Annotated in this window: 21 protein-coding genes and 1 tRNA gene; 11 read left to right on the top strand and 11 right to left on the bottom strand. The window is 72.2% G+C overall.

The window, feature by feature from the left end; translation table 11 throughout:
- Positions 1-59: 59 nt before the first annotated feature.
- Positions 60-446 (bottom strand): winged helix-turn-helix transcriptional regulator, encoded by a 387-nt coding sequence (locus AC1DPN_RS01005; RefSeq protein ID WP_477082865.1) that lies wholly within the window; start codon positions 444-446, stop codon positions 60-62.
- Positions 447-563: 117 nt separating this feature from the next.
- Between AC1DPN_RS01005 and AC1DPN_RS01000 the strand changes: the two genes are divergently transcribed.
- From AC1DPN_RS01000 to AC1DPN_RS00985, 4 genes are all read left to right on the top strand, one after another.
- Positions 564-1,463 (top strand): zinc-binding dehydrogenase, encoded by a 900-nt coding sequence (locus AC1DPN_RS01000; RefSeq protein ID WP_477082864.1) that lies wholly within the window; start codon positions 564-566, stop codon positions 1,461-1,463.
- A gap of 109 nt (positions 1,464-1,572) precedes the next feature.
- On the top strand, positions 1,573-1,947 hold the full coding sequence (locus tag AC1DPN_RS00995) for a hypothetical protein (RefSeq protein ID WP_477082863.1): 375 nt from the start codon (positions 1,573-1,575) through the stop codon (positions 1,945-1,947).
- A gap of 35 nt (positions 1,948-1,982) precedes the next feature.
- Entirely contained in the window at positions 1,983-2,681 is a 699-nt protein-coding gene (locus tag AC1DPN_RS00990; RefSeq protein WP_477082862.1) for a hypothetical protein, read from the top strand.
- The gene (locus AC1DPN_RS00985; protein WP_477082861.1) at positions 2,678-4,213 is read left to right on the top strand and encodes a protein kinase domain-containing protein; all 1,536 of its coding nucleotides are present in this window, start codon (positions 2,678-2,680) and stop codon (positions 4,211-4,213) included. The genes AC1DPN_RS00990 and AC1DPN_RS00985 overlap by 4 nt, the downstream gene beginning before the upstream one ends.
- Before the next feature lie 50 nt (positions 4,214-4,263).
- Here AC1DPN_RS00985 and AC1DPN_RS00980 read toward each other — a convergent pair whose 3' ends face one another.
- A complete protein-coding gene (locus tag AC1DPN_RS00980) occupies positions 4,264-5,076 on the bottom strand; it encodes a hypothetical protein (RefSeq protein ID WP_477082860.1) in 813 nt (270 codons plus the stop codon).
- A gap of 201 nt (positions 5,077-5,277) precedes the next feature.
- Positions 5,278-6,264: an alpha/beta fold hydrolase gene (locus AC1DPN_RS00975; RefSeq protein ID WP_477082859.1), complete on the bottom strand. Its 987-nt coding sequence runs from the start codon at positions 6,262-6,264 to the stop codon at positions 5,278-5,280.
- An 81-nt stretch (positions 6,265-6,345) separates the two neighbouring features.
- Here AC1DPN_RS00975 and AC1DPN_RS00970 point away from each other — a divergent pair, with 81 nt between their 5' ends.
- Positions 6,346-7,281 (top strand): helix-turn-helix transcriptional regulator, encoded by a 936-nt coding sequence (locus AC1DPN_RS00970; protein ID WP_477082858.1) that lies wholly within the window; start codon positions 6,346-6,348, stop codon positions 7,279-7,281.
- Positions 7,282-7,326: 45 nt separating this feature from the next.
- On the opposite strand, the gene AC1DPN_RS00965 is transcribed toward AC1DPN_RS00970, so the two are convergent.
- Together AC1DPN_RS00965 and AC1DPN_RS00960 are read right to left on the bottom strand one after the other, a co-directional pair.
- The gene (locus AC1DPN_RS00965; RefSeq protein ID WP_477082857.1) at positions 7,327-7,689 is read right to left on the bottom strand and encodes a hypothetical protein; all 363 of its coding nucleotides are present in this window, start codon (positions 7,687-7,689) and stop codon (positions 7,327-7,329) included.
- Positions 7,690-7,969: 280 nt separating this feature from the next.
- Positions 7,970-8,059: transfer RNA gene (locus AC1DPN_RS00960), tRNA-Ser, on the bottom strand.
- A 77-nt stretch (positions 8,060-8,136) separates the two neighbouring features.
- Here AC1DPN_RS00960 and AC1DPN_RS00955 point away from each other — a divergent pair.
- Complete coding sequence (locus tag AC1DPN_RS00955) at positions 8,137-8,985, top strand: NAD-dependent protein deacetylase (RefSeq protein ID WP_477082856.1); 849 nt, start codon at positions 8,137-8,139, stop codon at positions 8,983-8,985.
- Here AC1DPN_RS00955 and AC1DPN_RS00950 read toward each other — a convergent pair.
- The 3 genes from AC1DPN_RS00950 to AC1DPN_RS00940 are packed head-to-tail and all read right to left on the bottom strand — an operon-like array spanning position 8,942 to position 12,579.
- On the bottom strand, positions 8,942-11,248 hold the full coding sequence (locus AC1DPN_RS00950) for an FdhF/YdeP family oxidoreductase (RefSeq protein WP_477082855.1): 2,307 nt from the start codon (positions 11,246-11,248) through the stop codon (positions 8,942-8,944). The two genes, AC1DPN_RS00955 and AC1DPN_RS00950, sit on opposite strands and share 44 nt — an antisense overlap.
- The gene (gene fdhD / locus AC1DPN_RS00945) at positions 11,248-12,102 is read right to left on the bottom strand and encodes a formate dehydrogenase accessory sulfurtransferase FdhD (protein ID WP_477082854.1); all 855 of its coding nucleotides are present in this window, start codon (positions 12,100-12,102) and stop codon (positions 11,248-11,250) included. The genes AC1DPN_RS00950 and fdhD overlap by 1 nt, the downstream gene beginning before the upstream one ends.
- A gap of 9 nt (positions 12,103-12,111) precedes the next feature.
- On the bottom strand, positions 12,112-12,579 hold the full coding sequence (locus AC1DPN_RS00940; protein ID WP_477082853.1) for a nucleoside deaminase: 468 nt from the start codon (positions 12,577-12,579) through the stop codon (positions 12,112-12,114).
- 29 nt (positions 12,580-12,608) lie between these two features.
- Between AC1DPN_RS00940 and upp the strand changes: the two genes are divergently transcribed.
- From upp to AC1DPN_RS00925, 3 genes are all read left to right on the top strand, one after another.
- Positions 12,609-13,244 carry a uracil phosphoribosyltransferase gene (upp, locus tag AC1DPN_RS00935; protein ID WP_477082852.1) on the top strand — a complete coding sequence of 212 codons (636 nt, stop codon included), beginning with the start codon at positions 12,609-12,611 and terminating at the stop codon, positions 13,242-13,244.
- A gap of 179 nt (positions 13,245-13,423) precedes the next feature.
- Positions 13,424-13,690 carry a hypothetical protein gene (locus tag AC1DPN_RS00930; RefSeq protein ID WP_477082851.1) on the top strand — a complete coding sequence of 89 codons (267 nt, stop codon included), beginning with the start codon at positions 13,424-13,426 and terminating at the stop codon, positions 13,688-13,690.
- A 101-nt stretch (positions 13,691-13,791) separates the two neighbouring features.
- Positions 13,792-14,457 carry an SDR family oxidoreductase gene (locus tag AC1DPN_RS00925; RefSeq protein ID WP_477082850.1) on the top strand — a complete coding sequence of 222 codons (666 nt, stop codon included), beginning with the start codon at positions 13,792-13,794 and terminating at the stop codon, positions 14,455-14,457.
- On the opposite strand, the gene AC1DPN_RS00920 is transcribed toward AC1DPN_RS00925, so the two are convergent.
- On the bottom strand, positions 14,454-18,446 hold the full coding sequence (locus AC1DPN_RS00920) for a sigma-70 family RNA polymerase sigma factor (protein WP_477082849.1): 3,993 nt from the start codon (positions 18,444-18,446) through the stop codon (positions 14,454-14,456). The two genes, AC1DPN_RS00925 and AC1DPN_RS00920, sit on opposite strands and share 4 nt — an antisense overlap.
- A 127-nt stretch (positions 18,447-18,573) precedes the next feature.
- On the opposite strand from AC1DPN_RS00920, the gene AC1DPN_RS00915 reads away from it, so the two are divergent.
- Positions 18,574-19,413 (top strand): hypothetical protein, encoded by an 840-nt coding sequence (locus AC1DPN_RS00915; protein ID WP_477082848.1) that lies wholly within the window; start codon positions 18,574-18,576, stop codon positions 19,411-19,413.
- Positions 19,414-19,523: 110 nt separating this feature from the next.
- Positions 19,524-20,318, top strand: coding sequence for a phosphotransferase (locus AC1DPN_RS00910; protein ID WP_477082847.1), 795 nt, complete (start codon positions 19,524-19,526; stop codon positions 20,316-20,318).
- A gap of 71 nt (positions 20,319-20,389) precedes the next feature.
- On the opposite strand, the gene AC1DPN_RS00905 is transcribed toward AC1DPN_RS00910, so the two are convergent.
- Both AC1DPN_RS00905 and AC1DPN_RS00900 read right to left on the bottom strand, forming a co-directional pair.
- Positions 20,390-20,689, bottom strand: a complete 300-nt coding sequence (locus AC1DPN_RS00905) for a DUF1540 domain-containing protein (protein ID WP_477082846.1) — start codon at positions 20,687-20,689, stop codon at positions 20,390-20,392.
- Positions 20,690-21,210: 521 nt separating this feature from the next.
- A complete protein-coding gene (locus AC1DPN_RS00900; protein WP_477082845.1) occupies positions 21,211-24,858 on the bottom strand; it encodes a family 43 glycosylhydrolase in 3,648 nt (1,215 codons plus the stop codon).
- Position 24,859: the final 1 nt, after the last annotated feature.

Genomic DNA, 24,859 nt, shown 5'->3' with positions numbered 1-24,859 from the left:
GCTGACCTGCGCGGCGTCTGGACGAAGGGTACTGGCCGCGGTGGCGGGCGAGGGCGCGATCAGACGCGCAGGTCGTAGGCCTCGCGGGCACGCGCGACCGAGTCCATGTTGGCCTCGGCCCAGAGCTTCACCGCGTGCACGACGGACGTCAGGGAGACGCCCAGCTCGGTCAGCTCGTAGTCGACGCGCACGGGCACCGACGCGGTGACGGTGCGGGTGACGACGCCGTCGCGCTCCATCGAGCGCAGCGTCTGCGTGAGCATCTTCTGGCTGACGCCGTTGAGCCGGCGACGCAGCTCCGAGTGCCGCTGCGGCCCGTTCACGAGCGCGACGAGCACGAGGCTGACCCACTTGTCGGAGAGCTCGTCGAGGAGCTCGCGCGTCGGACAGTCGGCGTCGAACGCGTCGTACCCGGAGCTGGGCAACGGCGGCATGGTCTCGAGCACGGCAGCCTCCAGAGGAACTGGTCGAACCCCATAGGCACCAGAAGGTGCCTACTTCCCAAACCATACTATTGCGCTGAGGATGACGGCGACCAGATCAGCGACCGTCAGGAGGACGCCATGAGCGCCGTCACCGTCACCACACCCGGACCCACCGCCACCGTCGAGATCGTCGACCAGCCCGTCGCCGAACCCGGCCGCGGCGAGGTCCGGGTCCGCGTCGAGGCAGCCCCGGTGCACCCTGCCGACGTCGCGACCGTCCGCGGATACTTCCCGGTTCCGCCGGCCGCCCGGTACGTGCTCGGCTGGGGGCTGGCCGGAACCGTCGACGCCGTCGGCCCCGAGGTGACCGACCTCGCCCCCGGCGCCCCCGTGCTCGCCCTGTCCGACTGGTTCGACACCCTCGTCGGCGCCCAGGCCTCGTCCGTCGTGCTCCCCCGGGCGTCGGTCGGCGAGCGCCCGGCGTCTCTCGGCGCGGTCGAGGCGTCGACGCTGGCGCTCAACGCGCTCACCGTCGCCCAGGCCCTCGACCTGCTCGACCTGCCCTCGGGCTCGACGCTCGTGGTCACGGGCGCGGCCGGTGGTCTCGGCGGCTTCGCGGTGGAGCTCGCCCGGCACCGCGGGCTCTCGGTGCTGGCGATCGCACGCGAGGAGGACCGCGCGTTCGTCGAGCGCACCGGTGCCCGTCTCGTCCTGCGCGGCACCGACCTCACGACGCTCGCCGCCGACGGCGCCCTCGACAACGCGGCCCTCGGCTCGGCAGCCCTCGACGCCGTCCGCGACGGTGGGGTGCTCGTCGCCGTCACCGAGCCGTCGACGCCCGCCCCCGAGCGGGGCATCCGCGTCTCGACGGTGCACGTGGTGAGCGACTCCGCGGGCCTCTCCCAGGTCGCGGCCCTGGCCGCCGAGGGCGTCCTCACGCCACGCGTCGCCGACACCTACCCGCTGGAGAAGGCCGCCGACGCGTACGACGCGGTCGCCGCCGGCGGGCTGCGAGGGGTCGTCGTGCTCGTGCCGTGAGGCCACCCGGTATCTGGTCCGGCGACGAGCGCTCCTCTTCTGCGAGCGACCCGCCCGGGTCGCAGCGCCCGACGCCGACCGGCGCGGGCCCGACCGATGGGGGTAAGTCATGGGTTTCTACATCAAGGACCTGTACGTGCAGCGGGTGCCGAAGTTCGTGTGGCACGACCCGCTCACCAACCCGCCGACGATCCCGGAGACGTCGCCGATCATCAAGATCGCCGCACTGTCGCCGCAGCTCGGTGAGCTCCGGCCGCGTGGCGGTGGCGGTGGCGTCTTCCTGCCCGCCGACGACACGACGCTGTACACGATCCCTACCTCCATCACCCCGATCGTGACCCCGATCGGTCACCTGGAGGAGGCCGACCTGCAGACCGTGCGAGAGACCCTCGCCGTGACGCTCAAGGCCGTCGAGCAGCAGATCGACCAGATGCAGCCGACCGCGGAGGAGCTCAGCTACGCGGGCTCCGTCCTCAAGGGCTGACCTCGGTGCACACACCTGGCGGGCGCCTCGCCCGGATGACCCGAACCGCGGTCGTCCGGGCGGCGGCGTGCGCCCGGTGGACCGGGCCCCAGGAGCTCACCGCGATCCTCTACCGGTCCGGGGGCACCGCGGTCGACCCGCACCACGACCCGCGCTGGCCGCGCTTCCTGGTCGACCGCGCCGAGCGCGCCCACCCCGACCTCGCCGGCTACGGGCACTCCCGCACCGAGCACTGGAACGCCTGGACGGCACCTGGCGTCGACGCGTCGACGCTGGTGCACAAGGTCTACGTGAGCCCGGCCGTCCCCTGCCTCCCCGACGCGCTGGCGGTGGTCTTCGCCACCGCTTCCGAGCTCGACGTGCCGTCGTGGAAGGTGGGCGCCGATGCCGCCGGCCTGCACCGCGCGGACAAGATCGTCCTGTACCTCCCGTCGGCTCGACGCGCCGACGACGTCGCCTCCCGCCTCGCGAGCGCACTCGACGGGCTGACCGCGCAAGGCGTGCTGTTCACGGGCCAGGTCGGGACGACGGGGATCGTCTCCCGCGGGCGCGACCACGGACGGCAGAGCTGGCGCGCGGTGCTGTGCCAGACCGTTGCCGCCGCACTCCACGAGCAGTACGCCGCGGTGGGCGCCGACGCAGCTCCGGTCGAGGTCGCCGACGCCGCGCTCGACCAGCTCGCGTCCACCTACGACGTCCGCGGCTGGTACCCCGAGACGCGGGTCCCCGCATGAGCGCCGCCGACGCCCTGTACGTGCTGCACCCCGACGTCGAGGTCGTCCCGATGGTCGACGACGACGAGGTGCTCGTCGCCCGGCGCGGCAGCCGCGTCCCGCCCCAGCTCCTGTCGATCGACACGATGGCGCTGCTCGAGCGCTTCCGGGAGCCCGCGTCGCTCGTCCAGGCCGTCCTCGCCTACTGCGCCGAACGCGGCACCGACCCGATGACCACGCTCGACGACGCGTTCGGGGTGCTCGTCGCGCTGACCCGCAGCGACATCCTCGTGGCCGACGGCACCGCGCCGGCCGGGCCGCTCCAGGAGCGGCACCACCTCGGCGAGCGCGTCGGTCCGGCGACCCTGACCGCGCGGATCCGCGTGCTGCGCGACAGCGAGATCTGGCGCGGCGTGCTGGCGGACGGGTCCCGGGTCGTCGTCAAGGTCGTCGACGACGACGTCCACGGTCCTGGCCTCGTCGCGCGCGAGCTCGCCGCGCTCGACCGCTTGGACGGGCACGTCGCACCCCGGATCGTCTGGCACGAGCCGACGACGACGGGCGGGACGATCGTCCTCGACGAGGTCGACGGCGACCCCGCCGACCTGGTGACCCTGGGCGTCGACGACGACCAGCGACGACGGACAACGCAGGCCGTGCTCGACGCCTATGTGGAGCTGCACGACAGCGGCGTCCTGCACGGCGACGTCCACCCCGGGAACGTCCTGGTGGGCTCGGACTGCCGCGCGAGGCTCGTCGACTTCGGGCTGGCCGGCACGGCGACCGCACCACCGCCCCGTCCAGGTGGCGGCGAGTACCTCGACCCGCAGGCGGCGGAGGCGCTGCGAGCCGGGACGGACATGCCCCCGCTGGACGGCCGAGCCGAGCAGTACGCCGTCGCGGCGATCGCGTTCCGTCTGATGACCGGCAGCGCGCCGTTCGACCTCGCGTGCGAGCGGGACGAGGCACTGCGCCGCATCGTCGAGGACCGCCCCCGCTCGTTCCTCGCCGTCGGCGCGACACCCTCCCCGGCGCTGGAACGCGTCCTGCGCCGAGCGCTCTCGCGCGACCCTGCGCGCCGCTACCGCTCGCTGCGGACCTTCCGGGACGCGTTCGCCCACGCCGCCGCACCACCGGCGACGGCCCTGGTCGACCTCGGCCCCGTCGTCGCGTCGCTGGACGTCCCCGGACCCGTCTGGGCCACGGCCGACGACGCTCGCGCCTCCCATGTCGCGTGGTTCCTCGACCGGGTCGCCACCCTGACCGGCGACGCCGAGGCCTACGACCTCGCGCAGGTCTGGGCCGCCCGCTGCGGCCACGCGCTCCCGCCTGCCCCGGACCCGCGGAGCACGGTCGCCCGGGCACACCGCGCGGTCGCCGGCTGTACCCCCGCCGGTCAGCAGGTCGCGCACGACCTCGCCACGCAGCTACGCCCGGATGAATGGGGGCGCGGACCGGTCGATGTCCTCGCCGGCCCGTGGGCCGGACTTCTGCTGCAGCTCGAGTGCACCCGCCCGGCCTTCGCCGTCGCCCCGGGAGCCACGACGCGCTGATCAGGCGTCGAGCTGCTCGTGCCCGGGGACCGCGCCCGCAGGTGCGTTCGTCAGCCCTGCGTCGTGAGGGTGATCGTCGCCTCGAAAGCGCCGCTGTTGTTCTCCACGCCGGCGTCGTTGACTCCGAGGTACAGCTCGCCGTCACGCGGGCAGACGAAGGTCGCCGACTCTCCGACGACGAAGAACGTGTCCGGTTTCTCGTCGAGGCTGCCGATCACCGTCATCGTGTTGGCGTCAGGGAAGCCCTCGACGTTGAACTGGTGGAACGCCGGGTCGAGCAGACCCGTCGGCCCGACCGTCCCGCTGTCGGTCTGGTCGTGCGACGCGGACCCGCTCATCGCGATGCGCAGCACGTCACCGTTCGCGCACTCGACCCCCATCGGCGTCCACACCTGCGTGGCGGGCACGCTGCGGTCCACGACGCTCACCGTCGGCGCGGCCGCCGTCTCGGCCGGCGACGGGCTGTCTGACGGTGCGCTCGTCGCAGCGGGCGGTGCCCCCGTGTCGGAGTCGGTTCCGCCGTCGGGCCACAGCGCGAACAGCAGCGCCCCGAGGACGACGGCCCCGCCGACGCCCGCCGCGATCCCGATGAGCAGGGGCCGACGCGAGGGGTCCGGCGCGTGTCCGTCTCCGGCGGAGCCCGACCATCCCGTCCCCGACGCACCCGCACCGCCCTGCCACTCACCGGCCCCGAGCCCCGACGACGGGACGACCGGCTGCGGCGTCGTCGGCGTGGACCAGTCGTCGAGGCTGCTCGGCTGGGCTCCGGTCGATGCGGGTCCGGGCGTCGGTGCGGACGCGGGCCTCGACGTGTCATCGGGTTGCCGTTCGGCACCGCCGTCGGGTTCGTTCGTCGTGTCCACAGCGCACACCTCCCGTCACGGGCGCACGCGCACAGAACACGGCGCCATCAGCATGGAGCGCTGATGGCTCCAGCCTGATACGCCCGGCCGTGACCTGTCCGGGCGGTACGGGTGGCCACACGGGCGCTGATCCGTGCCCTTTCGTCGGCCCGTTCGGCAGCCCGTTCGGCAGCCGCCCGCTCCCGGCTGCTGGACGAGGTCCTAGGTGGCATCCCGCCCGTCCAGCCACGTGAGAATCGCTTGGTTCGTCTCGTCCGGCAGTTCTTGCTGGATCCAATGACCGCAGTCCAGAGAGACGACGTCCACGTTCGGCACGAACTCAGGCAGTCTTTCCGACCTCAGGACCGCATCCCGATCGCCATAGATCATGAGCGCCGGCTGCTGGATGGTGGGGTTCACATCCGCCAGCAAGCGCCAGTTGCGATCCAGGTTCCTGTACCAGTTGATGCTGCCCGTGAAGCCTGATGTCTCGAAGGCGGCGACGAAGACCGCCAGCTCGTCGTTGCTCATCAGAGGCTCGCCGAGCGGGGTCTCAGCCCTCGCGAGATTCATGAGCGCCATACCTGGCTGAGGCTCTGCGAGCGGCGGCTCGTTCGTGCGGTACAGGTTGCGGAGGAACTGGAAGGTGTTCGCCTCGAGCACGGCGTCGGCGACGCCTGGCTGTCGATTGAAGTGGACGAAGTAGAAGTCACCGCCGAGCACGGCCTCCATGAGCTCGATCCAGGGCGTCTCTCCGCGCTCCTGGTAGGGCAGGCTCAGGGCGATCACCTTGTTGACCCGGTCCGGGTGCAGAAGGGTCAGTCCCCACACGACGAAGGCACCCCAGTCGTGACCGACGAAGGTGGCGCCGTCGTAGCCGTAGTGATCGAGAAGTGCGACCAGGTCACCCGACAGACAGGCGATGTCGTAGGCGGTCACCTCGGCCGGACGAGACGAGTTCCCGTAGCCCCGCTGGTTGGGAACGATGACGTGGTAGCCCGCTGCGACCAGGGCCGGCACCTGATGGCGCCAGGAGTAGGCGTGCTCTGGCCAGCCGTGGCAGAGCACGATGGGTCGCCCTGCGTTCTCTCGGCCCGCTTCGAACACCTCGAGCTCCACCCCGTTGACCGAGACAAGGGTGGGCTCGGGGAAGTCGACAGGGCGAGGGTCGATGCGGTCGTGGGTCGTGGGACTCGTGGTTGAGGTCATGTCGCCATCGTGCGGACCGAAACCGGTCACCTCCTGACCGGTTATCTGTGGGAGTTTGTCGGGGTGCGAGCTGACCGGCTGATGGCCACCCTCCTCTTCCTGCAGCAGCGCGAGCAGGTGACAGCGACAGAGGTCGCCCGAGAGCTGGAGGTCTCCGAGCGCACCGCCCGCCGCGACCTCGACGCGCTGGCCATGGCCGGAGTGCCCGTGTACTCCCTGCAGGGTCGAGGCGGCGGCTGGCGCCTCGTGGGCGGCGCCCGCACCGACCTGTCCGGTCTGACCGCGAGCGAGGCCCGTGCCCTCTTCCTGGTTGCCGGCCCCGCCTCCGCTGCGACGCCGGCCGTGAAGGCGGCACTGCGCAAGCTCGTCCGTGCCCTGCCGGAGCCCTTCCGGGTGCAGGCCGAGGCAGCAGCGTCGTCGTTGGTCACGGACCCGCGGCGATGGGGGGCGGCGGATCGGGTCGAGCACCGACCGCCCCGCTTCCTCGACGACCTCCAGGACGCGGTGATCCGCGGCGTCCAGGTGCGGCTCGGCTACGTGGACCGCGCAGGCGTCGAGACCGAGAGGACCGTCCACCCGCTGGGCATCGTCGCCAAGGGTCCGTCCTGGTACCTCGTCTCCCACACCGACGCCGGCCGGCGGACCTTCCGGATCGATCGCGTGTCGTCCGTCGACCCGACCGACGATCCCGTGCACCGGCCCGAGGACTTCGACCTTGCCGAGAGCTGGCGCGAGATCGCCGACGAGGTCGCCCGCTTGCGCACGCCCCTCGAGATCCAGGCGGTGTGCGTGCCCCAAGGGATCAGCGTGCTCCGGATGGCCTTCGGGGGTCGGCTCGAGGTGGGCGGTTCGACGACCGACGGCCGGATCGAGGTCGTGATCCGCGGCGGCGACGACGAGCACGTGCTCGCCGGCGAGCTGGCCGGGCTGGTCGATTGGCTCGAGGTGACCGGCCCTCCGGGTGTGCGAGACCACCTGGCGGCGATCGGCGACGCGCTGGTCAAGCGATACGGCTGACCAGCCAGAGGCTCGGCGCGGCGCACCGCGCGGGCATGGCGTCGCTCAGCGAGGCGTGAACGAGGTGCTGCACTTCCAGCTGGTCGAGCCCTTCGTCGCGTACACGTTCACGACGACCTTGTAGCCCTTGGTCGCAGAGGCGATGTAGTACGGCACAGAGGCCTTGCCCGCGGTGGACGCCGTCGTCTGCTTCCGGTTCGTCGTCGTCCTGTAGTACGCGGCGGTGGTCACCTTGGCGGAGCCACCGACGCCCGAGACGCGCACGGTGGTCGTCGTGTACTGGGCCGGTGCCGTGACCGACATCGACGCGGTGCAGCTCCGCGTCGCCGCGGCGGCAGGGGTCGCGGTGACCGCGACCGGAGCGAGGGTGAGAGCAGTCGCGAGGGCGACGGTGAGTGCGCGGCGCACGAGGGCTCCTGAGGCTATGGGCGGGTCGGACACACAATTCTGGTGCCTTGCCGCCGTCGGGCCGACGCCTCCCGCGTGACCCACGTCATGTCCCGCCCGAGCCGGGTCCGCGTTGTCGTGGTTCGTCAGGGTCCTCGGCACGATCGGGAGCGCCTGGCGGCCGAGAGTTCACCCGCTGGCTCGGCGACCCAGAAAGCGCGAACCCCTTGTCGAGACGCCCTTGGGCGCCCCGACAAGGGGTTCGTCACTACAAAGGGCTCGAGCTTCGTCAAGACCCTCTTGGCGGTAGCGGTGGGATTTGAACCCACGGTGGACTTTCACCCACACACGCTTTCGAGGCGTGCTCCTTAGGCCGCTCGGACACGCTACCTCGGGGAGAACGGTACCCGGTCGAGGGCCATCCCTCCGAATCGGACGTCGCCGCGGTCCGAGACGTACCGTGAGCGGATGAGCGTGACACCGTTGACCGCCGGCTCGCTGGCCGACGTCGTCTCCCTCCTGGCCGGGCACCGGCTGGCGGTCCTGACGGGCGCGGGCGTGTCGACGGACTCGGGGATCCCCGACTACCGCGGGCCCGACTCACCGCAGCGCACCCCGATGACGTTCCAGCAGTTCACGGGCGACGAGGGGTTCCGACGCCACTACTGGGCCCGCAACCACGTCGGCTGGCGGCACGTGCACCGGACGATCCCGAACGCGGGTCACAGGGCCCTCGCGGCGATGGAGCACCGTGGGGTCGTGAGCGGGCTGATCACGCAGAACGTGGACCTGCTGCACGAGGCGGCGGGCAGCACGCACGTCATCGACCTGCACGGACGGTACGACCGGGTCCGCTGCCTCTCGTGCGGCACGGTGATCCCGCGGTCGGAGCTCGCGGAACGGCTGGACCTGCTGAACCCCGGGTTCGTCGACGCCGTCGCGGACATCGAGATCGCGCCCGACGCCGACGCCGTCATCGAGCAGACGAGCCACTTCCGCATCGCGGACTGCTCGCGCTGCGGCGGCATGCTCAAGCCGGACATCGTCTACTTCGGCGAGAACGTGCCGCGTGAGCGGGTGGATCGCGCGTACGCGATGGTCGATGACGGCGACGCCCTGCTGGTCGCGGGGTCGTCGCTCACCGTGCAGTCGGGGCTGCGGTTCGTGCGGCACGCGGCCCAGACCGGCAAGCCGATCGTCGTCGTCAACCGTGGCGCGACCAGGGGCGACAAGTACGCGGCCGTGACGTTGGACGCGGGGACGTCCGAGACGCTCACGGACCTGTCGGAGACCCTTCCGACACCAGCCGCACGATGATCGCCTTGGACACGGGCGTGTTGCTGCCGAGTGCGGTGCTGGCCAGCGGGACCAGCACGTTCGCCTCGGGGAAGTAGGCCGCCGCACAGCCGCGGGACGTCGGGTAGGCGACGACGCGCTGGTGCCGCAGGACCCGGTCCGGTTCACCGGGCCACTCGCTGTGCACGTCCACCCGGGCACCGTCGGCGATGCCCAGGTCGAGCAGGTCGGACGGGTTCACGAAGATGACGTCGCGGCCGCCGCGGATGCCCCGGTAGCGGTCGTTCAGGCTGTACATCGTGGTGTTGAACTGATCGTGCGAGCGCATGGTCTGCAGGATCAGCCGGCCGGGCGGGCAGTCCACCGGGACGAGCTCGTTGACCGTGATCATCGCCTTGCCCGTGGCGGTCGGGAACGTTCGGGAGTCGCGCGGACCGTTGGCCAGGACGAAGCCGCCGCGTCGCCGGATGCGCTCGTTGAAGTCCTCGAAGCCCGGCACGACGCGGGAGATCGAGGACCGGATCGTGTCGTACGAACGCTCGAACGCCGCCCAGTCGATCGGGCCGTCGTCGCCGAGCACGGCCCGGGCCAGGCGCGTGACGATCGAGACCTCCGAGAGCAGCTGGTCCGAGACGGGCGTGAGCGCGCCGTGCGACGCGTGCACGGCACAGACCGTGTCCTCGACGGACACGAACTGCGGTCCCGTCGCCTGCAGGTCGACGTCCGTGCGGCCGAGCGTCGGCAGGATGAGCGCCTCGGCGCCCGTCACGGCGTGCGAACGGTTCAGCTTGGTGGAGACCTGCACGGTGAGCTCGGTCCCGCGCATCGCCGCCTCGGCCGCGGCGGTGTCGGAGATCGCGGCGACGAGGTTCCCCCCGAGCGCGAACCACACCGTGATCTCGCCGCGTCGCATCGCCTCGATGGACTGCACGGAGTCGAGCCCGTGGGCCCGCGGCGGCTCGAACGAGAACTCCTCGCGCAGCGAGTCCAGGAACCAGTCGGGGGCCTTCTCCCAGATGCCCATCGTCCGGTCGCCCTGCACGTTGCTGTGCCCGCGGATCGGCGAGGCACCCGCGCCCGGCTTGCCGATGTTCCCCCGCAGCAGCAGGAGGTTGACGATCTCCTTGATCGTGTCGACGCCCTTGCGGTGCTGCGTCAGCCCCATCGCCCACGTGATGATCACGCGGTCTGCGGCGAGGTAGCGGTCGGCGAGCTCGTCCATCTCGGCGAGCGTCAGACCGGTCGCGGCGAGCACCTCGTCGAGGTCCAGATCCGCGAGGTGCTCGCGGAAGGCGGCCAGACCCAGCGTGTGCTCCGTCAGGAACGCGTGGTCCACAACGGTCCCCGGAGCCCGGTCCTCGGCCTCGAGGACGCGCTTCGACAGGAGCTGCAGCAGCGCCATGTCACCACCGCTGCGGATCTGCAGGAACTGGTCGGCCATGTCCGTGCCGCGGCCGACGATGCCGCGCACGGTCTTGGGGTTCTTGAACCGTCGCAGGCCCGCTTCTGGCAGCGGGTTCACGGACACGATCGACGCCCCAGCCCGTTTGGCGTCCTCGAGGGCGGTGAGCATCCGGGGATGGTTCGTGCCCGGGTTCTGACCCATGACGATGATGAGGTCGGACTTCTCGAAGTCGTCGTACGCGATGGTCGACTTTCCGATGCCGAGCGTCTCGATCATCGCGGTGCCCGTCGACTCGTGGCACAGGTTCGAGCAGTCGGGCAGGTTGTTGGTGCCGAAGGCCCGGACGAACAGCTGGTAGACGAACGCCGTCTCGTTGGCCGTGCGCCCGCTCGTGTAGAACGCGGCCTGGTTCGGGGAGTCGAGCCCGTGGAGCTTCTCGGCGACGAGCCGGAAAGCAGCATCCCAGCTGATGGGCACGTAGTGGTCGCTGCCGGCGGGCTTGTGGACCGGTTCGACGAGCCGGCCCTGCGAACCGAGCCAGTACTCCGACCGGGCCTGCAGGTCGGTGACGGAGTGCTCCGCCCAGAAGCTCGTCGGGACGGTCAGTGCGGTGGCCTCCCAGCTCACGGCGCGCGACCCGTTCTCGCAGAACTCCGCCAGCTTGCGGTGCTCCGGGTCGGGCCACGCGCAGCTCATGCAGTCGAAGCCCTCGCGCTGGTTGACCTTCGAGAGCAGGCTCAGCGACCGCGCCGGCCCGAGCTCGTCGAGCGCGTACCGCACCGAGCTGACGACCGAGGGGAGCCCGACGGCCCACGCCTGCGGGGGCTCGACGCTCAGGTGGTCGTACGACGGGTCGTCGACCGGCGGCTTGCGCGCCACTAGACCGAGACCTTGACCAGCACGCGCTCGGGCCGCGTGTAGACGACCATCGACGACCCGCGCAGGAACCCGACGAGCGTGATCCCGGCCTCCTGAGCGAGATCGGCGGCGAGCGAGGACGGCGCGGACACCGACGCGAGGAACGGGATGCCCGCCATGAGCGCCTTCTGCGTGAGCTCGAACGACGACCGGCCGGAGACCATGAGCACCGTGCCGCGCAGCGGCAGCAGACCCTGCGTCAGCGCCCAGCCGACCACCTTGTCGACCGCGTTGTGCCGGCCGACGTCCTCGCGCAGCACGAGCAGCTCGCCCGTCGCACCGTCGAACAGCCCGGCGGCGTGCAGACCGCCGGTCTTGTCGAACACCTCCTGGTGCTCGCGCAACCGGTCCGGGAGCGTCGCCAGCAGGTCGGCGGGCACGACGAGCTCGTCGTCGGCGACCGTCCAGTGCGAGTGGGTGCGCACGGCGTCGATGCTCGCCTTGCCGCACAGCCCGCACGACGAGGTCGTCGTGAAGCTGCGCGCGAGGCTCGGGTCGGGTGCGGGAACCCCACGGCCCAGCGTGACGTCGAGGACGTTGTACGTGTTGACACCCTCGTCGGTGGTGCCCGCGCAGTAGCGCGCGGCCGCGAAGTCGTCGGCCGAGGACACCACGCCCTCGGAGACCAGGAACCCGGCGGCAAGCTCGACGTCGTGGCCCGGGGTGCGCATCGTGACGGCGAGCGGACGCCCTGCGACGCGGATCTCCAGCGGCTCCTCGGCGGCCAGCAGGTCCTCGGTGCCACGCGTGTCGCCGTCGCCGGCGCTGTCCACGACGATCCGTGTCACCCGTCGCCGCACCGCGATTCTCTGCACCACCCGATGCTAGGACCGATGCGCCTCGAAGAAGGCTGTCAGCAGGGCCGAGCACTCGTCTGCACGCACGCCCCCGACCACCTCGACCCGATGGTTCAGACGTCGGTCGCGCACCACGTCCCACTGCGATCCGCACGCCCCGGCCTTCGGGTCCCACGCACCCAGGACCAGCCGCGGCACGCGGGCCAGCACGGTCGCGCCCGCGCACATCAGGCAGGGCTCCAGGGTCACGACGAGGGTGCAGTCGTCCAGCCTCCACCGGTGCAGGGTCGCCGCGGCCTCCCGCAGGGCGTGGACCTCGGCGTGACCCGTCGGGTCGGCGGACGCCTCACGCGTGTTGTGGCCCCGGCCCACCACCGCACCGTCCGGCCCGAGCACCACGGCGCCGACCGGGACGTCGGCGGTGAGCAGCGCGAGCCTCGCCTCGTCGATCGCCAGGCCCATCGAGCGCTCGTCGGCGGCGCGCGGCGATGTCATGGCGCACATCCTCCCAGTAGGTTGTGGCCATGCGCCTGCACGTCGCCGACCACCCGCTGGTCGCCCACAAGCTCACCGTCCTGCGCGACATCCGTACACCGTCGCCCACGTTCCGGCTCCTCGTCGACGAGCTGGTGACGCTCCTGGCCTACGAGGCCACGCGTGACGTGCGCACAGAGGCCGTCGAGATCGTCACGCCCGTCGCCCCGACGACCGGCACCAAGCTCGCCGACCCCCGTCCGATCGTCGTGCCGATCCTGCGCGCCGGGCTCGGCATGCTCGACGGCATGACCCGCGTGCTGCCCACCGCGGAGGTCGGCTTCCTCGGCATGCAGCGCGACGAGGAGACGCTCGAGGCGATCACGTACGCGAACCGCCTGCCCGACGACCTGTCGGGTCGCCAGTGCTTCCTGCTCGACCCGATGCTGGCCACCGGCGGCACGCTCGTCGCGGCGATCGACTACCTGCTGCAGCGCGGCGCGCGGGACGTGACCGCGGTGTGCCTGCTCGCGGCGCCCGAGGGCCTCGCGGTCGTCGAGCAGTTCGTCGGGGACCGGGCCGAGGTGAAGATCGTCGTCGCGGCGGTCGACGAGCGGCTGAACGAGAAGGCGTACATCGTCCCGGGGCTCGGCGACGCGGGCGACCGGCTCTACGGCATCGTCTGAGGGCTTCCGCCGGTGGCCACCCTGTAAGACGCGGGCGAAATCCCTTGGTCGTGCCCTCCGGAACGTGCCAGAGTCACGCCTCGTGACCCACACGTGCGCCTGTTATCGATCCTGAGCACCTCAGCGACCGACGACCATCGCGCCCCCGACCGGGCGGCGCCGCGCACCGGAGACGTCCCATGGCACTACCCCGATCGGCCCCTCGCACCATCGCCCCGACTGCGGGCCTCGTGCTCTACGTGAGCCTGCCTGCCCAGACGGAGCTCGGTGCGGGCGACCTCGCCGAGGCCGCCGAGCTGCTCCAGGAGATGGCCCTCGAGCTGATCCCCGGCGCCGAGTCGTACGCGGCGCTCTCCTTGGCACCGGCGGGTTCCGACGACATCCACCGCCTCGGCGAACGGCTCACGCACCTGCGACTCGTCGCGCGCGCGCAGGACGCCGGCTGACGACGCCGCCCGAAGACGCGCTGTCGGGCTCGGGTCAGGGGGTGCGAGCCCGGCAGCGCCTCCGGTCGCCGGTCCACCACACGTTGCTTACCGTGGGTCATATGCGCATCGCGATCGCGGGCGGGCACGGGCAGGTCGCCCGACACCTCTCGCGCGCACTGACCGCCCGCGGCGACGTCCCGCTCGCGCTCGTGCGCCAGCTCGGGCACGTGAACGACGTGCTTGGGGACGGTGCGGAGGCGGTGGTCCTGGACCTCGAGCGCTCGAACGCGCGCGACGTCGCCGAGGCGATCTCCGGGGCGGACGCGGTCGTGTTCGCGGCCGGGGCCGGACCGGGCAGCGGGATCGCGCGCAAGGACACGGTCGACCGGGCCGCTGCCGGCCTGCTCGCCGACGGAGCCGAGCAGGCCGGCGTGCGCCGGTACGTCCTGATCTCCTCGCTCGGCGCCGGCGCACCGCCACCGATGGGGACCGAGGACGTGTTCGCCGCCTACCTCGTCGCCAAGCGGTCCGCGGAGCTCGACCTGCGCGCGCGGGACCTGGACTGGACGATCCTGCGTCCGGGCAGGCTGACCGACGAGCAACCCACGGGCACGGTGCAGCTCGAGGACCGGGTACCGCACGGAAGCATCTCGCGTGCCGACGTCGCGCAGGTGCTGGCCGCGCTGCTGCACGAGCCGCGGTCCGCGGGCCTGGTGCTCGAGCTCGTCAGCGGCGACCTGGCGATCGACAGCGCGATCACGGCCACGCTCGAACCGGCGGGCTAGCGGTCTGCGGCGTCGATCGACGGCGGGGTCGTGCGCAGCGTGATCGCCCCGATCAGGTACTGGTCGCCGCTCGTGCTCGCGGTCAGCCTGCTCACGTCGCACGCGAGCGTCTGCGGCGCGAAGCCCTTGGCGTCCGTGCCGAGCGAGTTCGCAGCGCGCCATCCGGTGGCCGTCGAGTCGAACGCGTTGGTGTTCGCGCCGCCCGCCACGAACCCGGTGCCGCCCCAGCGTTGCGGCGTCAGGGCGTGCTGCTGCGCGGGGACGGTGCACGTGTCCCCGAGCACCAGCCTGTCGCCGGTGCCCGTGCGGTCGCCCTCCCAGGCGACGACACCGATCCGGGCGTTCGTGCCCGCCTCGGCGGCGAACTCGAACGGGGTCGGCGCGTACGACGTGCCGACCCATGAGCCACCGTCGTAGACCGTGACCGACGCGTCGCTGCCCGGCGCGGCGTAGACGACGACGAGCGACCAACCTGCGTAGTACGTCTTGTCGGCGTCCTTGCGGGTGTTGCTCACGGCGACGTCGGCCACCGACCACGTACCCGAGCCCAGCTCGGCGACCTGTTCCGTGACGTCGGCGAACGACTGGTAGTACTGACGGCCGGAGTTGTCGGTCGGCTGCGAGAGCGTCTCGCCGACGACGCTGACGTAGGTGCCCGACGGACCCCGCAGCTCGGCCTTGTGCAGCGGTCCGCTCCACGTGTCGTAGGCGCCGGCCACGGCGGACCAGTAGAGGCCGGCGAACGCGATCTCGCGCCCGGCGGGGACGGACAGGACCGTCGAGGAGGACACCGGGACCTTCGCACGCTTGCCCGGGACGGGCTTGGCGTCGTCGAGCGGGATCATCTCGAGCGAGTTGTTGTCGGCCGTGCCGCTGTTCAGCGCGTTCGTGCACACGGCGAGCTTCGTGTCGCAGGACAGCAGCGGCGCGCCGACCTCGGTCACGTTCCAGCCGCCGTCGAACCGGACGCGGGGTGACAGCCCGCCGGACGACGTGGTCACCGTGCTGCTCGAGCTCACGCGGGCCGCCCCGGTCGCGGCGGCCTCGACGCGCACGGCGTCCTTGGCGCTCCCGGTGACCGTCACGTTGACGAGGCCCTGGACGGCGGCGCCGGCCGCGATCGTGCCGAAGTTGCAGATGACCACGCGCTTGGTGGACGGCACGCAGGCGCCGGTCTGGACGCCGCCCTCGTCGGGAGCGAACCGCACGTTGGGCGGCAGGTTGACCGTCGCGACGACCGCGTCGGCGTCGACGCCCTCTGCCACCGACACGGTGAAGCTCACCGTGCCGGCGCCCTTGTAGAGCAGCACGGTCGGGTCGCCCTCGGCCAGCGACAGCACGGGCGCGGTCGACGTGATCGCGACGCCGAGCGGGGGACCGGAGTCGGCGTCGGCAGCAGCCGCCGAGACCGTCAGCGAGCCCAGTGGTCCGACGAAGCCGGGCAGGGGCGTCAGCGTGACCGGTAGCGCGAGCGAGCCACCCGGCGCGATCGACCCGGCCGTGCACGTGCCGACCCCGCAGGCCCACGTGTCGTCGTCGACCGTGACCTGGACGCCCTCCGGTGCCGTCAGGCTCACGCTCACGGCCGACGACGGCAGGTCGCCGGTGTTCGTCACCGAGAGCTTGACGAGCGTGCTCCCGCCGAGCGCCACGGTCGCGGACGGGTCTCCGACGACGTCGAGGGAGGCGGGCCGGACGAGCTCGAACGCCGCGATGCTCTGGTAGGGCGCCTGCCGACCACCCGGGGCGAGGAGCACCGACAAGGTGCGCGTGGTGACCGCGTCCGGGGTGCCCGCGGTGAGCGCGAGCGTCAGCGGCGCCCCGGTCCGAGCGGCGAGCGCGTCGATCTGGCAGGTCAGCGTCGAGTCCTCGACCGCGGCGGCCTCCGGAACAGCCCCGACCGCGGACGTGCAGGACCACGGGCTCGACCCCGGGGCGAGCGCGCCCGTGACGCCGGCCGGCAGGACGATGGTCGCCGATCCGGTGCCGGGCGCCAGCGCGCTGCCACCCACGTTGCCGACGTCCAGGGCGAGGTTGCGCGTGCGACCACTGACGAGCTGCAAGGCGGGAACCGGGGAACGCAGCGCGAGCCTCGCCGGCGACGCAGCGATCTTGACCTTGATCGGTGGGGCCGTGTAGCTGATGCCCGCACCGTTCACGACGAGCCCCACCTCACCGTCGGACCGGTCGTAGGACTCGTCGACGGCGACCCGGAGCGTCAGCGTCGACGTCGTCATGGGCGGCAATGTTTCGAGGGTGCACCGGGCGCCCGTCGGGACGTCCGTGCAGATCCAGCCCGCGCCCACGGACACGGGCGCGAACCGGCCGGTGGGGCCGGCGAACGCGGCCCCGGAGATGCCGTCGAGCGTGACGCCCTCCGGGAGGGTCACCTGCGCGACGAGGTTCGTGGCTGCGGTGCCGCCGGTGTTGCGCACGCCGACCGCGAGCTCCTGGCCCGCCAGACCTGCCTCGAGGGCGAGTCCACCGTCAGGCAGCTCGACGGTGACGTCGGCCGGGGCCACCGGGGGCGTGGTCGGCTCCTCCGTGGGCTCTTCCGTGGGCTCCTCGCCGGGGGGCTCCTCGACTGGGGGTTCCTCGGTCGTCGGCTCGTTCGCGGTGCCGTCCGTGGTCAGCGGCGCCGTCGAGTCGTCGGCCGTGTCCTGCGGCAGCTGGTCCTCGGGGAACACGGTCGGCAGGTCGGTCGGCTGCACCGAAGGAGCAGCACCAGGCGACGTCGGCTCGGGTTCGCTCGACGCGGACGGCGACGCCGACTCGGACGTCGTCGGCGCGGCCACGGGGGCCCCACCGTCGCCGGGACCCGACAGAAGGCTCACGATGCCTACCGTGGCGACAGCCGCGAGCGCCACGCCACCGACGACCGCAGCCGCGGCGCCGAGCGGGATGGTCGCGATGAATGCTGCGACGCCTCCAGCGGCCGCCGCACCACCGACCGCACCCGCCGTGGCCGCGCCCGCACCGACACCGACACCCGCCGCCGCGCTACCGGACGTCGCCGCCGCGGCACCGGCGCCCGCACCGCCGACCGCCGCCGTACCGCCGGCGGCCGCTGCACCTGCACCTGCACCGCTGGCCGCACCGCTCGCCGCGCCACCGGCCGCGCCGCCCGCCGCACCGGCGCCCGCACCGGTCGCTGCGGCACCGGCCGCGAGGCCACCGCCCACGGGGAGCAGGACACCGAGGGCTCCGAGTCCGGCGAGGCCCAGCACGAGCGGGGCGATGACGGCACGCATGCCGTGGTTGACGTCGCCGAGCTCGAGCACGAGGCCGCGACACGTGCCGCAGTCCTGGAGGTGAGCCTCGACCTGCGCGGTCTCCCGCGAGCCCAGACCGCCCCGGACGTAGGAGCCGAGCTTGCCGGAGACCGCACGACAGCCCTCGTCGAGCGGGTCCTGCAGGTGCTCCTGGAGGTACGCCTGCCGGAGCCCCTCACGTGCGCGGTAGGAGAGCGCGGCGACGCCGTTCGCGGTGAGCCCGAGGATCGGCGCGATCTCTGCGGGGGTCAGGTTCTCGACCTCGGTGTGCCACAGGACCGCCTGCCAGCGCTCAGGCAGCGAGTGGAACGCACGCGCGACGACACCACGCTCGAAACCTGCGAGGGCGGGGTCCTCGGCGGTGGGCGCCATGACGGTGCCGCGCTCGAGGACCGCGACGTCGTCGGTCGGCTCGACACGCCGGTTCTTGTCCCGCTGGACCGCTGCCGTGCGCCGCACGACGGTGAACAGGTAGGCGCGGAACGCGACCTCGGGGCCCTTGCCGCGCTGTAGTGCGCCGAACACGGCAGCGAACGCGTCAGCGACGACGTCATCGGCGTCGGCCTGCGAGTTCGTGTACTGACGGGCGACGACCCATGCCGCTCCGGCGTGCCGTTCGTAGAGCGCACCGACGGCCGCAGCGTCACCGGTGCGCGCAGAAGCGATGAGCTCTGCGTCCCCCGTGACGCTGTCGTCGAGCTGCGCGCTAGTTGACACACGTGCTCCCGTCAGATAACTCGTCCGAGGGCACAGCCTGCCATATGCGATGAATCCGCAGAAAACTGACCGGGTGAAAAGCCGACGAGTGCCGTCACAGTTGCCGAGGCACCCTCTCTCATCCGGCGTGACGATCAACTCGGGACCGAACGACGCTGCCCTCTCGGGATTCTCCGGCGACGCCCTCGACGGGGTGCTGACTCACGGCGTCCTGCCCACCGCACTGCGTGAGCGGTGGCGCGACGAGAGCGTCGGGTCCGTGTGGCTGCGTCCCTCGGACTGGTATCACCCGGCCGTCGACGCGATCGCCGCCGCCATCCTGTCCCCGAACGACACGTCGATCGCCGCCGAGGAGCTCGGCCGTGCCCGCGGGTACGACGGAGTCGGCATCGGCGAGACGATCGACGACCTCGGCGCTCTCTACCGGGCGCTCGGCTCGACCGAACCCCCTGCGACCGTGGTCCGCGCCCTGTGCGAGGGCTGGGCCGACGCCCAGGCCGGTGCGCTCGCGTTCGGCACCGCGCTCGACCCGGAGTCCGGGCTGCCGACGCGGCAGTACCTCGCAATCCGGCTCGCGGAGACGTACCGCGACGCGGCTCTCCCGACGCAGCGAGCCCGCACGAACGGCGACCTCGGCCACCATCTCGTGCTCGTCGACGTGGCCGCGGGCGACATCGACCCGTTCACACGCGCCGCACGGTCGGCCGCGGTCGGCGCCGCGATGACGACCACGTACGGCGAGGGCCACCCGATGGCGACGCTCGGCGGGGGTGTGTTCGCAGTGCTCGCGCGGGCCGACGAGAGCACGCGCGCGCCGTTCGAGCAGCTGCAGGCCGAGATCGACCGCCGGTGCGAGCTGCTCGACATCCGCGCCCTGACGCGCCTTCCCGTCCGCGTGTGGGTCGAGCCGCTGCCGAACACCCACGAGCAGGCGTTGCGCACCCTGGAGCGCGTCGCGCGGACCTGACGGCGGAGCCGCCCACAGGGCGGGACGCAGGCTCGTACCGGCCGTGCAGGTCAGCGACGAGTCGGTCGCACTACTGCGACAAGCGCCGAAAATGCGTCTACCGTCTATGCATGAATTCCGCAGGACTGGTCCCGACCGACCCCGGGAGCGCCGCGCACGACTCGCCGCTCCCGCCGGTCGACGTCGTCCTCGCCGCCGACCCGGGACACGTCATTGCCTCGGGTGCAGCGACCGACGTGTTCGCTGTCGACGACTGCAGGGTCCTGCGCCGCTACCGCTCGGGACGCGACGCGACGCATGAGGTCGAGCTGCTCCGCCACGCGGTCGCGCACGGGTTCCCCGCCCCTGCCGTGCTCGCCGCGAGCGGTCCTGACCTCATGATGGAGCGCCTGCACGGCCCGACGCTGCTGCAGGCGCTCGGTGCCGAGGAGATCTCGCTGGCCGACGCAGCCGCGATCCTGGCCGACCTGCACACCCGCCTGCACGCGATCGCCGCACCCGAGGGCTGGGGTTCGAGCGATCCGGAGGTCTGGCCTCGCATCCCGACCGGTCCGGTCATCGTCCACCTCGACATCCACCCGGCGAACGTGATCCTGTCGGAGTCCCGAGGTCCGGCACTGATCGACTGGTCGAACGCTCGGACGGGCACCGCCGAGCTCGACATCGCTCTCACCGCGCTGATCATCGCCGAGGTCGCCGCCGACGCCGGTGGCGTCTACTCGCAGGCGGCCCGCGCGCTGCTCGCCGCGTTCCTGCACGCGATCGACGTCGACCTGCTGCCCGTGCTCGACGACGCCGTGGCGGTCCGCTCCGCCGATCCGTCGCTGGTGCCCGGCGAGAAGGCACTCGTCCCCTCGGCGGCCGCACTGGTCCGCGACCTCATCGTGGTGGCCAAGCCGGCCTGAGCTCGCTCGTGCACAGCGAAGGCCGCCCGGATCGCTCCGGGCGGCCTTTCGTCGTGAAGCGGGGGATACGGCTACGCGGCCGTGAAGGTGAGGCAGTCTGCCTCGTCGTGGCCCGCGCCGATGCGGACGGACGATGCCGTGCACTCGAGGGACGAGTTATGGGCGCACTCCGAGCGCTGGCACGCGCCCACGTGCGTGACGACCTTGTCGAGGCCGCCCTTCACGCCGAGGGGGATGAACGTCGTGCACTGCGCGTCGCCCGACCCGCCACCGATGGTCACCGCGGCCGCGTGGCAGTGCGAGTGGTCGTTGTACGAGCAGCCGGCGACCGAACACTCGGCGACAGCTGGCATGTCCATCAGGGTGCTCATGACGACCTCCGTGGGGTCTCACCGGTCTGTTCCACCCGACCGTAGACCCGTTCCCCGCGCCTTGCCTAGGCAGGGGGCGCTGGCCAATCCGCAGGTCAGAGGCACTTTTCAGGTGAGGCTGCCCTCACTAGGACAGCCGCCCAGGCGTCTCACCTGCGGCTTCGCCAGGACGCTCATCCAACGCCACGGTCGGGCAACAACGTGCGGACCGCTCGGCCAAGGACGCCGAGCTGGCGGACAGCAAGGATCTCGACCGAGCCGATCGCTGGGCAGTCGCTGCTCGAGATGTGCGACTCGGCTCTGAAGGTCGTGCCGGCGACCGAGAACGAGGCGATCGGCGCGCACGTTTGGTCTCCGTCGTCGTCCACCCGGATCTCGTGGTCGAACCAGCCCGCCGGTGGTGGTGTGCTCACGTGTGCCCCCGTGCCGCGCGACGGACCGAGAACGACCGAACGGCCGACTCCCGAGGGAGTCGGCCGTTCGCGATCGGTGGTTGAGCACCCGTTCGGGTCACACGTCGCTCAGTCCCAGGGCCACCTCATGCCGCCACCCGTCCAGAGCCACGTCCAGCCGGTCCGGGCCGGTGTCACCGGCCCGACCGGGTCCGAGGTCACGGACGCGGTCACGAGGCCCGGACCGTACCCGGTGACCCGGACCGACAGGCTCGCACCCTCGAGCGCGGGGGTCACTGCGATCTTGTCCCCTGTCGCACCGTCCAGTCGGACACCGTCCGCGAACCACGCGTACGCGAGGCGGACGTCGTCCGGCTGCCAGCCGGACGTCTTCGCACGCAGGGTCTCGCCGACCCGCGCCTGCCCCGTGATCCGCACCGTTCCCGGCGCGACCGTCGCGGCCGGCGAGCAGTCGGGCTCGTCGGCCCGGAAGGCCCACGACGTGGCCTGCGGACCGGCCGGGAAGGCGAACCCGCCGAGCGGTCGGGCGGTCACGGTCACCGTGCTGCCGAGCGGGACGGCGAGCTCCAGGCCCGCACTCGCCCCGGCGACGGTGTACGCGACGCCGTCGACGACCGGCACCGCGAGCGAGCCGTCCCCGGCCTGCCCGTCGGTGCACACCGGCGCCGTCCAGACGGGCGGCTGCGCCGTGACGACGACGTCCTCGACGGGACAGTCGGGAGCCGTGAACGTGTGCTCCCACTCGCTCGTGGCACCGCCGGCGATCTCGTAGCCGTCGGCCGCCCGGGCGGTCACCACGACGCGCGCGTCGGCCGCGACCTCGACCGTGCCCGGGACGTCCTGGCCGCCGATCGCGTAGATCACGCCCTCGACCTCCGGGATCGTGACCGTCGCCGACTCCGGCACGCCGTCGGTGCAGAGCTCGGCCTCCTGGAACGTGGGAGCGGAAGGCGTGACGACGCCGTCGGCCTGCGCCGCCCCGACCTGCCACTCGTGGATGCCCACCGAGCCCTGTCCGGCAGCGGCACCCCACGACTGCGCGACGATCCGAAGCGCGCGCGTCGTCACGGGCTCGAAGCCGACGGGTTCGAACCCGTCGCTGGTCCGGCCGTACTCCCCCGACGTGAGCGTGACGTCGCGCCACGTGGTCCCGTCGGCGTCCAGGTACTGCAGCACCCACGACCGCGGCGCGATGAGGCCCTCGTTCTGGGCGTCCGGCACGTTCTGGTACCACCACACGTTGGCGCGGTCCACCGTCACGTCGAAGTCCCACGACAGCCTGGCCCACTGCTCACCGACCTGGTCCCACGTGCCCCAGCTGGACCCGTACTTGGACTCGTCGTCCTCGGCCCACGCGTTGGTGCCGTCGTTCAGGCCGGCGATCGACTCCCAGCCCGAGGTGAACGAGGTCGACGGCGTGGCGTACGGCGCGACGTTGCCCTGCAGCTGGGCTCCGTCGCCGAGCGGCACGGACACCGTGGTCGTCGCCGTGTTGCCCGCGCGGTCGCGGCTCCGGACGACCAGCTCGTGCGGCAGCATGTCGGGCGCCGGCACCACCGTGCCGGGCTCGGCGACGACCCAGTCGCCCGCGCCGTCGAACTGGTACTCCAGGGCCGCCAGCCCGGACAGTGCATCCGACCCTCCGACGGTGACCTCACGGGTCGCGGCGTCCAGCGTGGCGCTGACCGTCGGCGCACCCGTGTCGACCTTGACCGTGCGACTGACCTCGGCCGACGCGTTGCCCGCTGCGTCGGTCGCGCGGCCTGTGACGACCGACTCGCCCTGGGTGGACACCGGGACGTCGACGTACCGGACGTCCGATGTGCTGCTCCAGGCGCCGTCACCGACGCGGGTCTCGATCGTCGTGAGGTACGACGCGTCGTCGTCGGCGGCGACGCGGACGGTGACCGGGGAGGAGAACCAGCCGTCCTCGCCCGAGGTGCCAGATGCGGCGACCGTGACGGTCGGCGCGGTCGTGTCCTCGTCGCCCGGGTCGACCGTGCCGCCCACGTGGACGGTCGCCGTGAGGTAGGCCGCGGACTGTCCGAGCGCCCGGCCCTCGACGGTGAACGTGCCGGCAGCGGCGTACTGCGCCGGGTCCACGGGCCGCCAGTTCACCGGCGTCCAGAGCGAGCCGGCGTCGCCGTACGGCAGACGGACCGCCTGGGGGAGCACGGGTGCCGTCCCGACGGGCGTCGCGACGTCGACATCGACCAGCGAGTCCGCCTGCACCCCGTAGACCTCCCACTCGGAGACGGCCACGGAGTGCACGTAGGCGCCCTCGTCCTGGCCGCGGAACGTGGCCCGCAGCCCGCTCGACGTGACCGGCGTGAAGGTCACGGTGCTCCACGTGTCCGTGGCCGTCGGGTACGTCGCGCCCTCGACGGGCTTCCAGTCACCAGCCGCGTCCTGGTACTCGACCACCCACGAGGCGGGCGGGCGGATCCAGTTGGAGTCCTGGTGGAACTCGATGCCGACGCTGCCGGTGCGCACGGGTGCGTCCCACGTGTACTGCACCCAGTCGGACGGGTTCGAGCTCGTGGTGCCACGGTAGTTGCCCCACTGGTCGGGCGGCAGCAGCGCGGTCGTGGCCCGGAACCCGTCGTTGACGGAGCGCAGCGTCATGGGCGGCTGCTCGGTGAACGACGCGGCGGCGGTCGCGGCGAGCGCCACGTTGTCGGTCAGCCGGAAGTCGGGGTCGTCCGCCCGGGTCGGCACCACCGGCAGGATCGTGTCGCCGTCCCACTGCACCTCGTCGATCGCGACCGAGCGGCGGAAGTGCCCACCGCCGACGGCGTCCTTGGTGTGGTACGTGATCCACCAGCGGCCTTCGTGCTCGACGATCGACGGGTGCACCGTCGTCGCCGAGGTGCCGCCCAGGATGATGCCCTGGTAGGTCCACGGGCCTGACGCCGACGGCGCCGACGCGTACGCGATGCAGGCCTGGTAGTTCGACGGGGTGCAGGACGAGCCGCCCTGCTTCCAGTCGTACGCCAGGTAGTAGGTGCCCTCTCGCTCGAACACCCAGGGCGCCTCGAAGAACCCCGTCAGGCCGGAGAGCGTCGAGATGGCGCCCGTGGTGGCCGTCATGGTCGGCTCGAGCTCGACCATCCGCGCGACGCCCCACGAGCCCCAGTACAGGTACACGCGGCCGTCGGTGTCGGTGAAGACGTGCGGGTCGATGACCTCCTGGCCGTTGGTCGACGAGCCGAACACGTCCGTCCACGTGAGCAGCGGCTCGCCGACGGCGTCCGTCCACGGCCCGAGCGGTCCGTCGGAGACCGCCACGCCGATCGCCATCTGGTTCGGGACGGCGGTGTTGTCCCACTGCACCGGCGCGTACCAGTAGAACTTGCCGTCTGCGCCGCGGGTGACCTGCCCTGCGTACGCCCCGTCCCCGGTGGCCCACGAGAAGACCTCGTCGGGGTCCAGGTCGTCCGCGTAGAGGTCCCAGTCGCCCGACGTCGGGTCGTCCGTCGCGAACACGCCGTAGTCGTGCATCTCGAAGCCGGCCTGCTGCTCCGCGGCCTCGTCGTGCCCGGCGTACACATAGAGCTTCCCGTCGACGGACAACGGTGCCGCGTCCGCCGAGTAGTACGAGCCGTCACCCAGGATCGGGTTGCCGTCCGTGTGGAACGACCGGGTCGCGGCGGGGTCTGCCGCGACGGCCGCCGACGGCCAGGCCGCGAGCGTGGTCGCGACGAGCGCCCCGGTGAGAACGGCGGTGACGGCCCTGCGAGTCGTGTGCGTCGTCATG

Source organism: Cellulomonas sp. P4_H4 (genome assembly GCF_056400865.1).
This window is presented reverse-complemented; position numbering and strand designations above follow the sequence as displayed.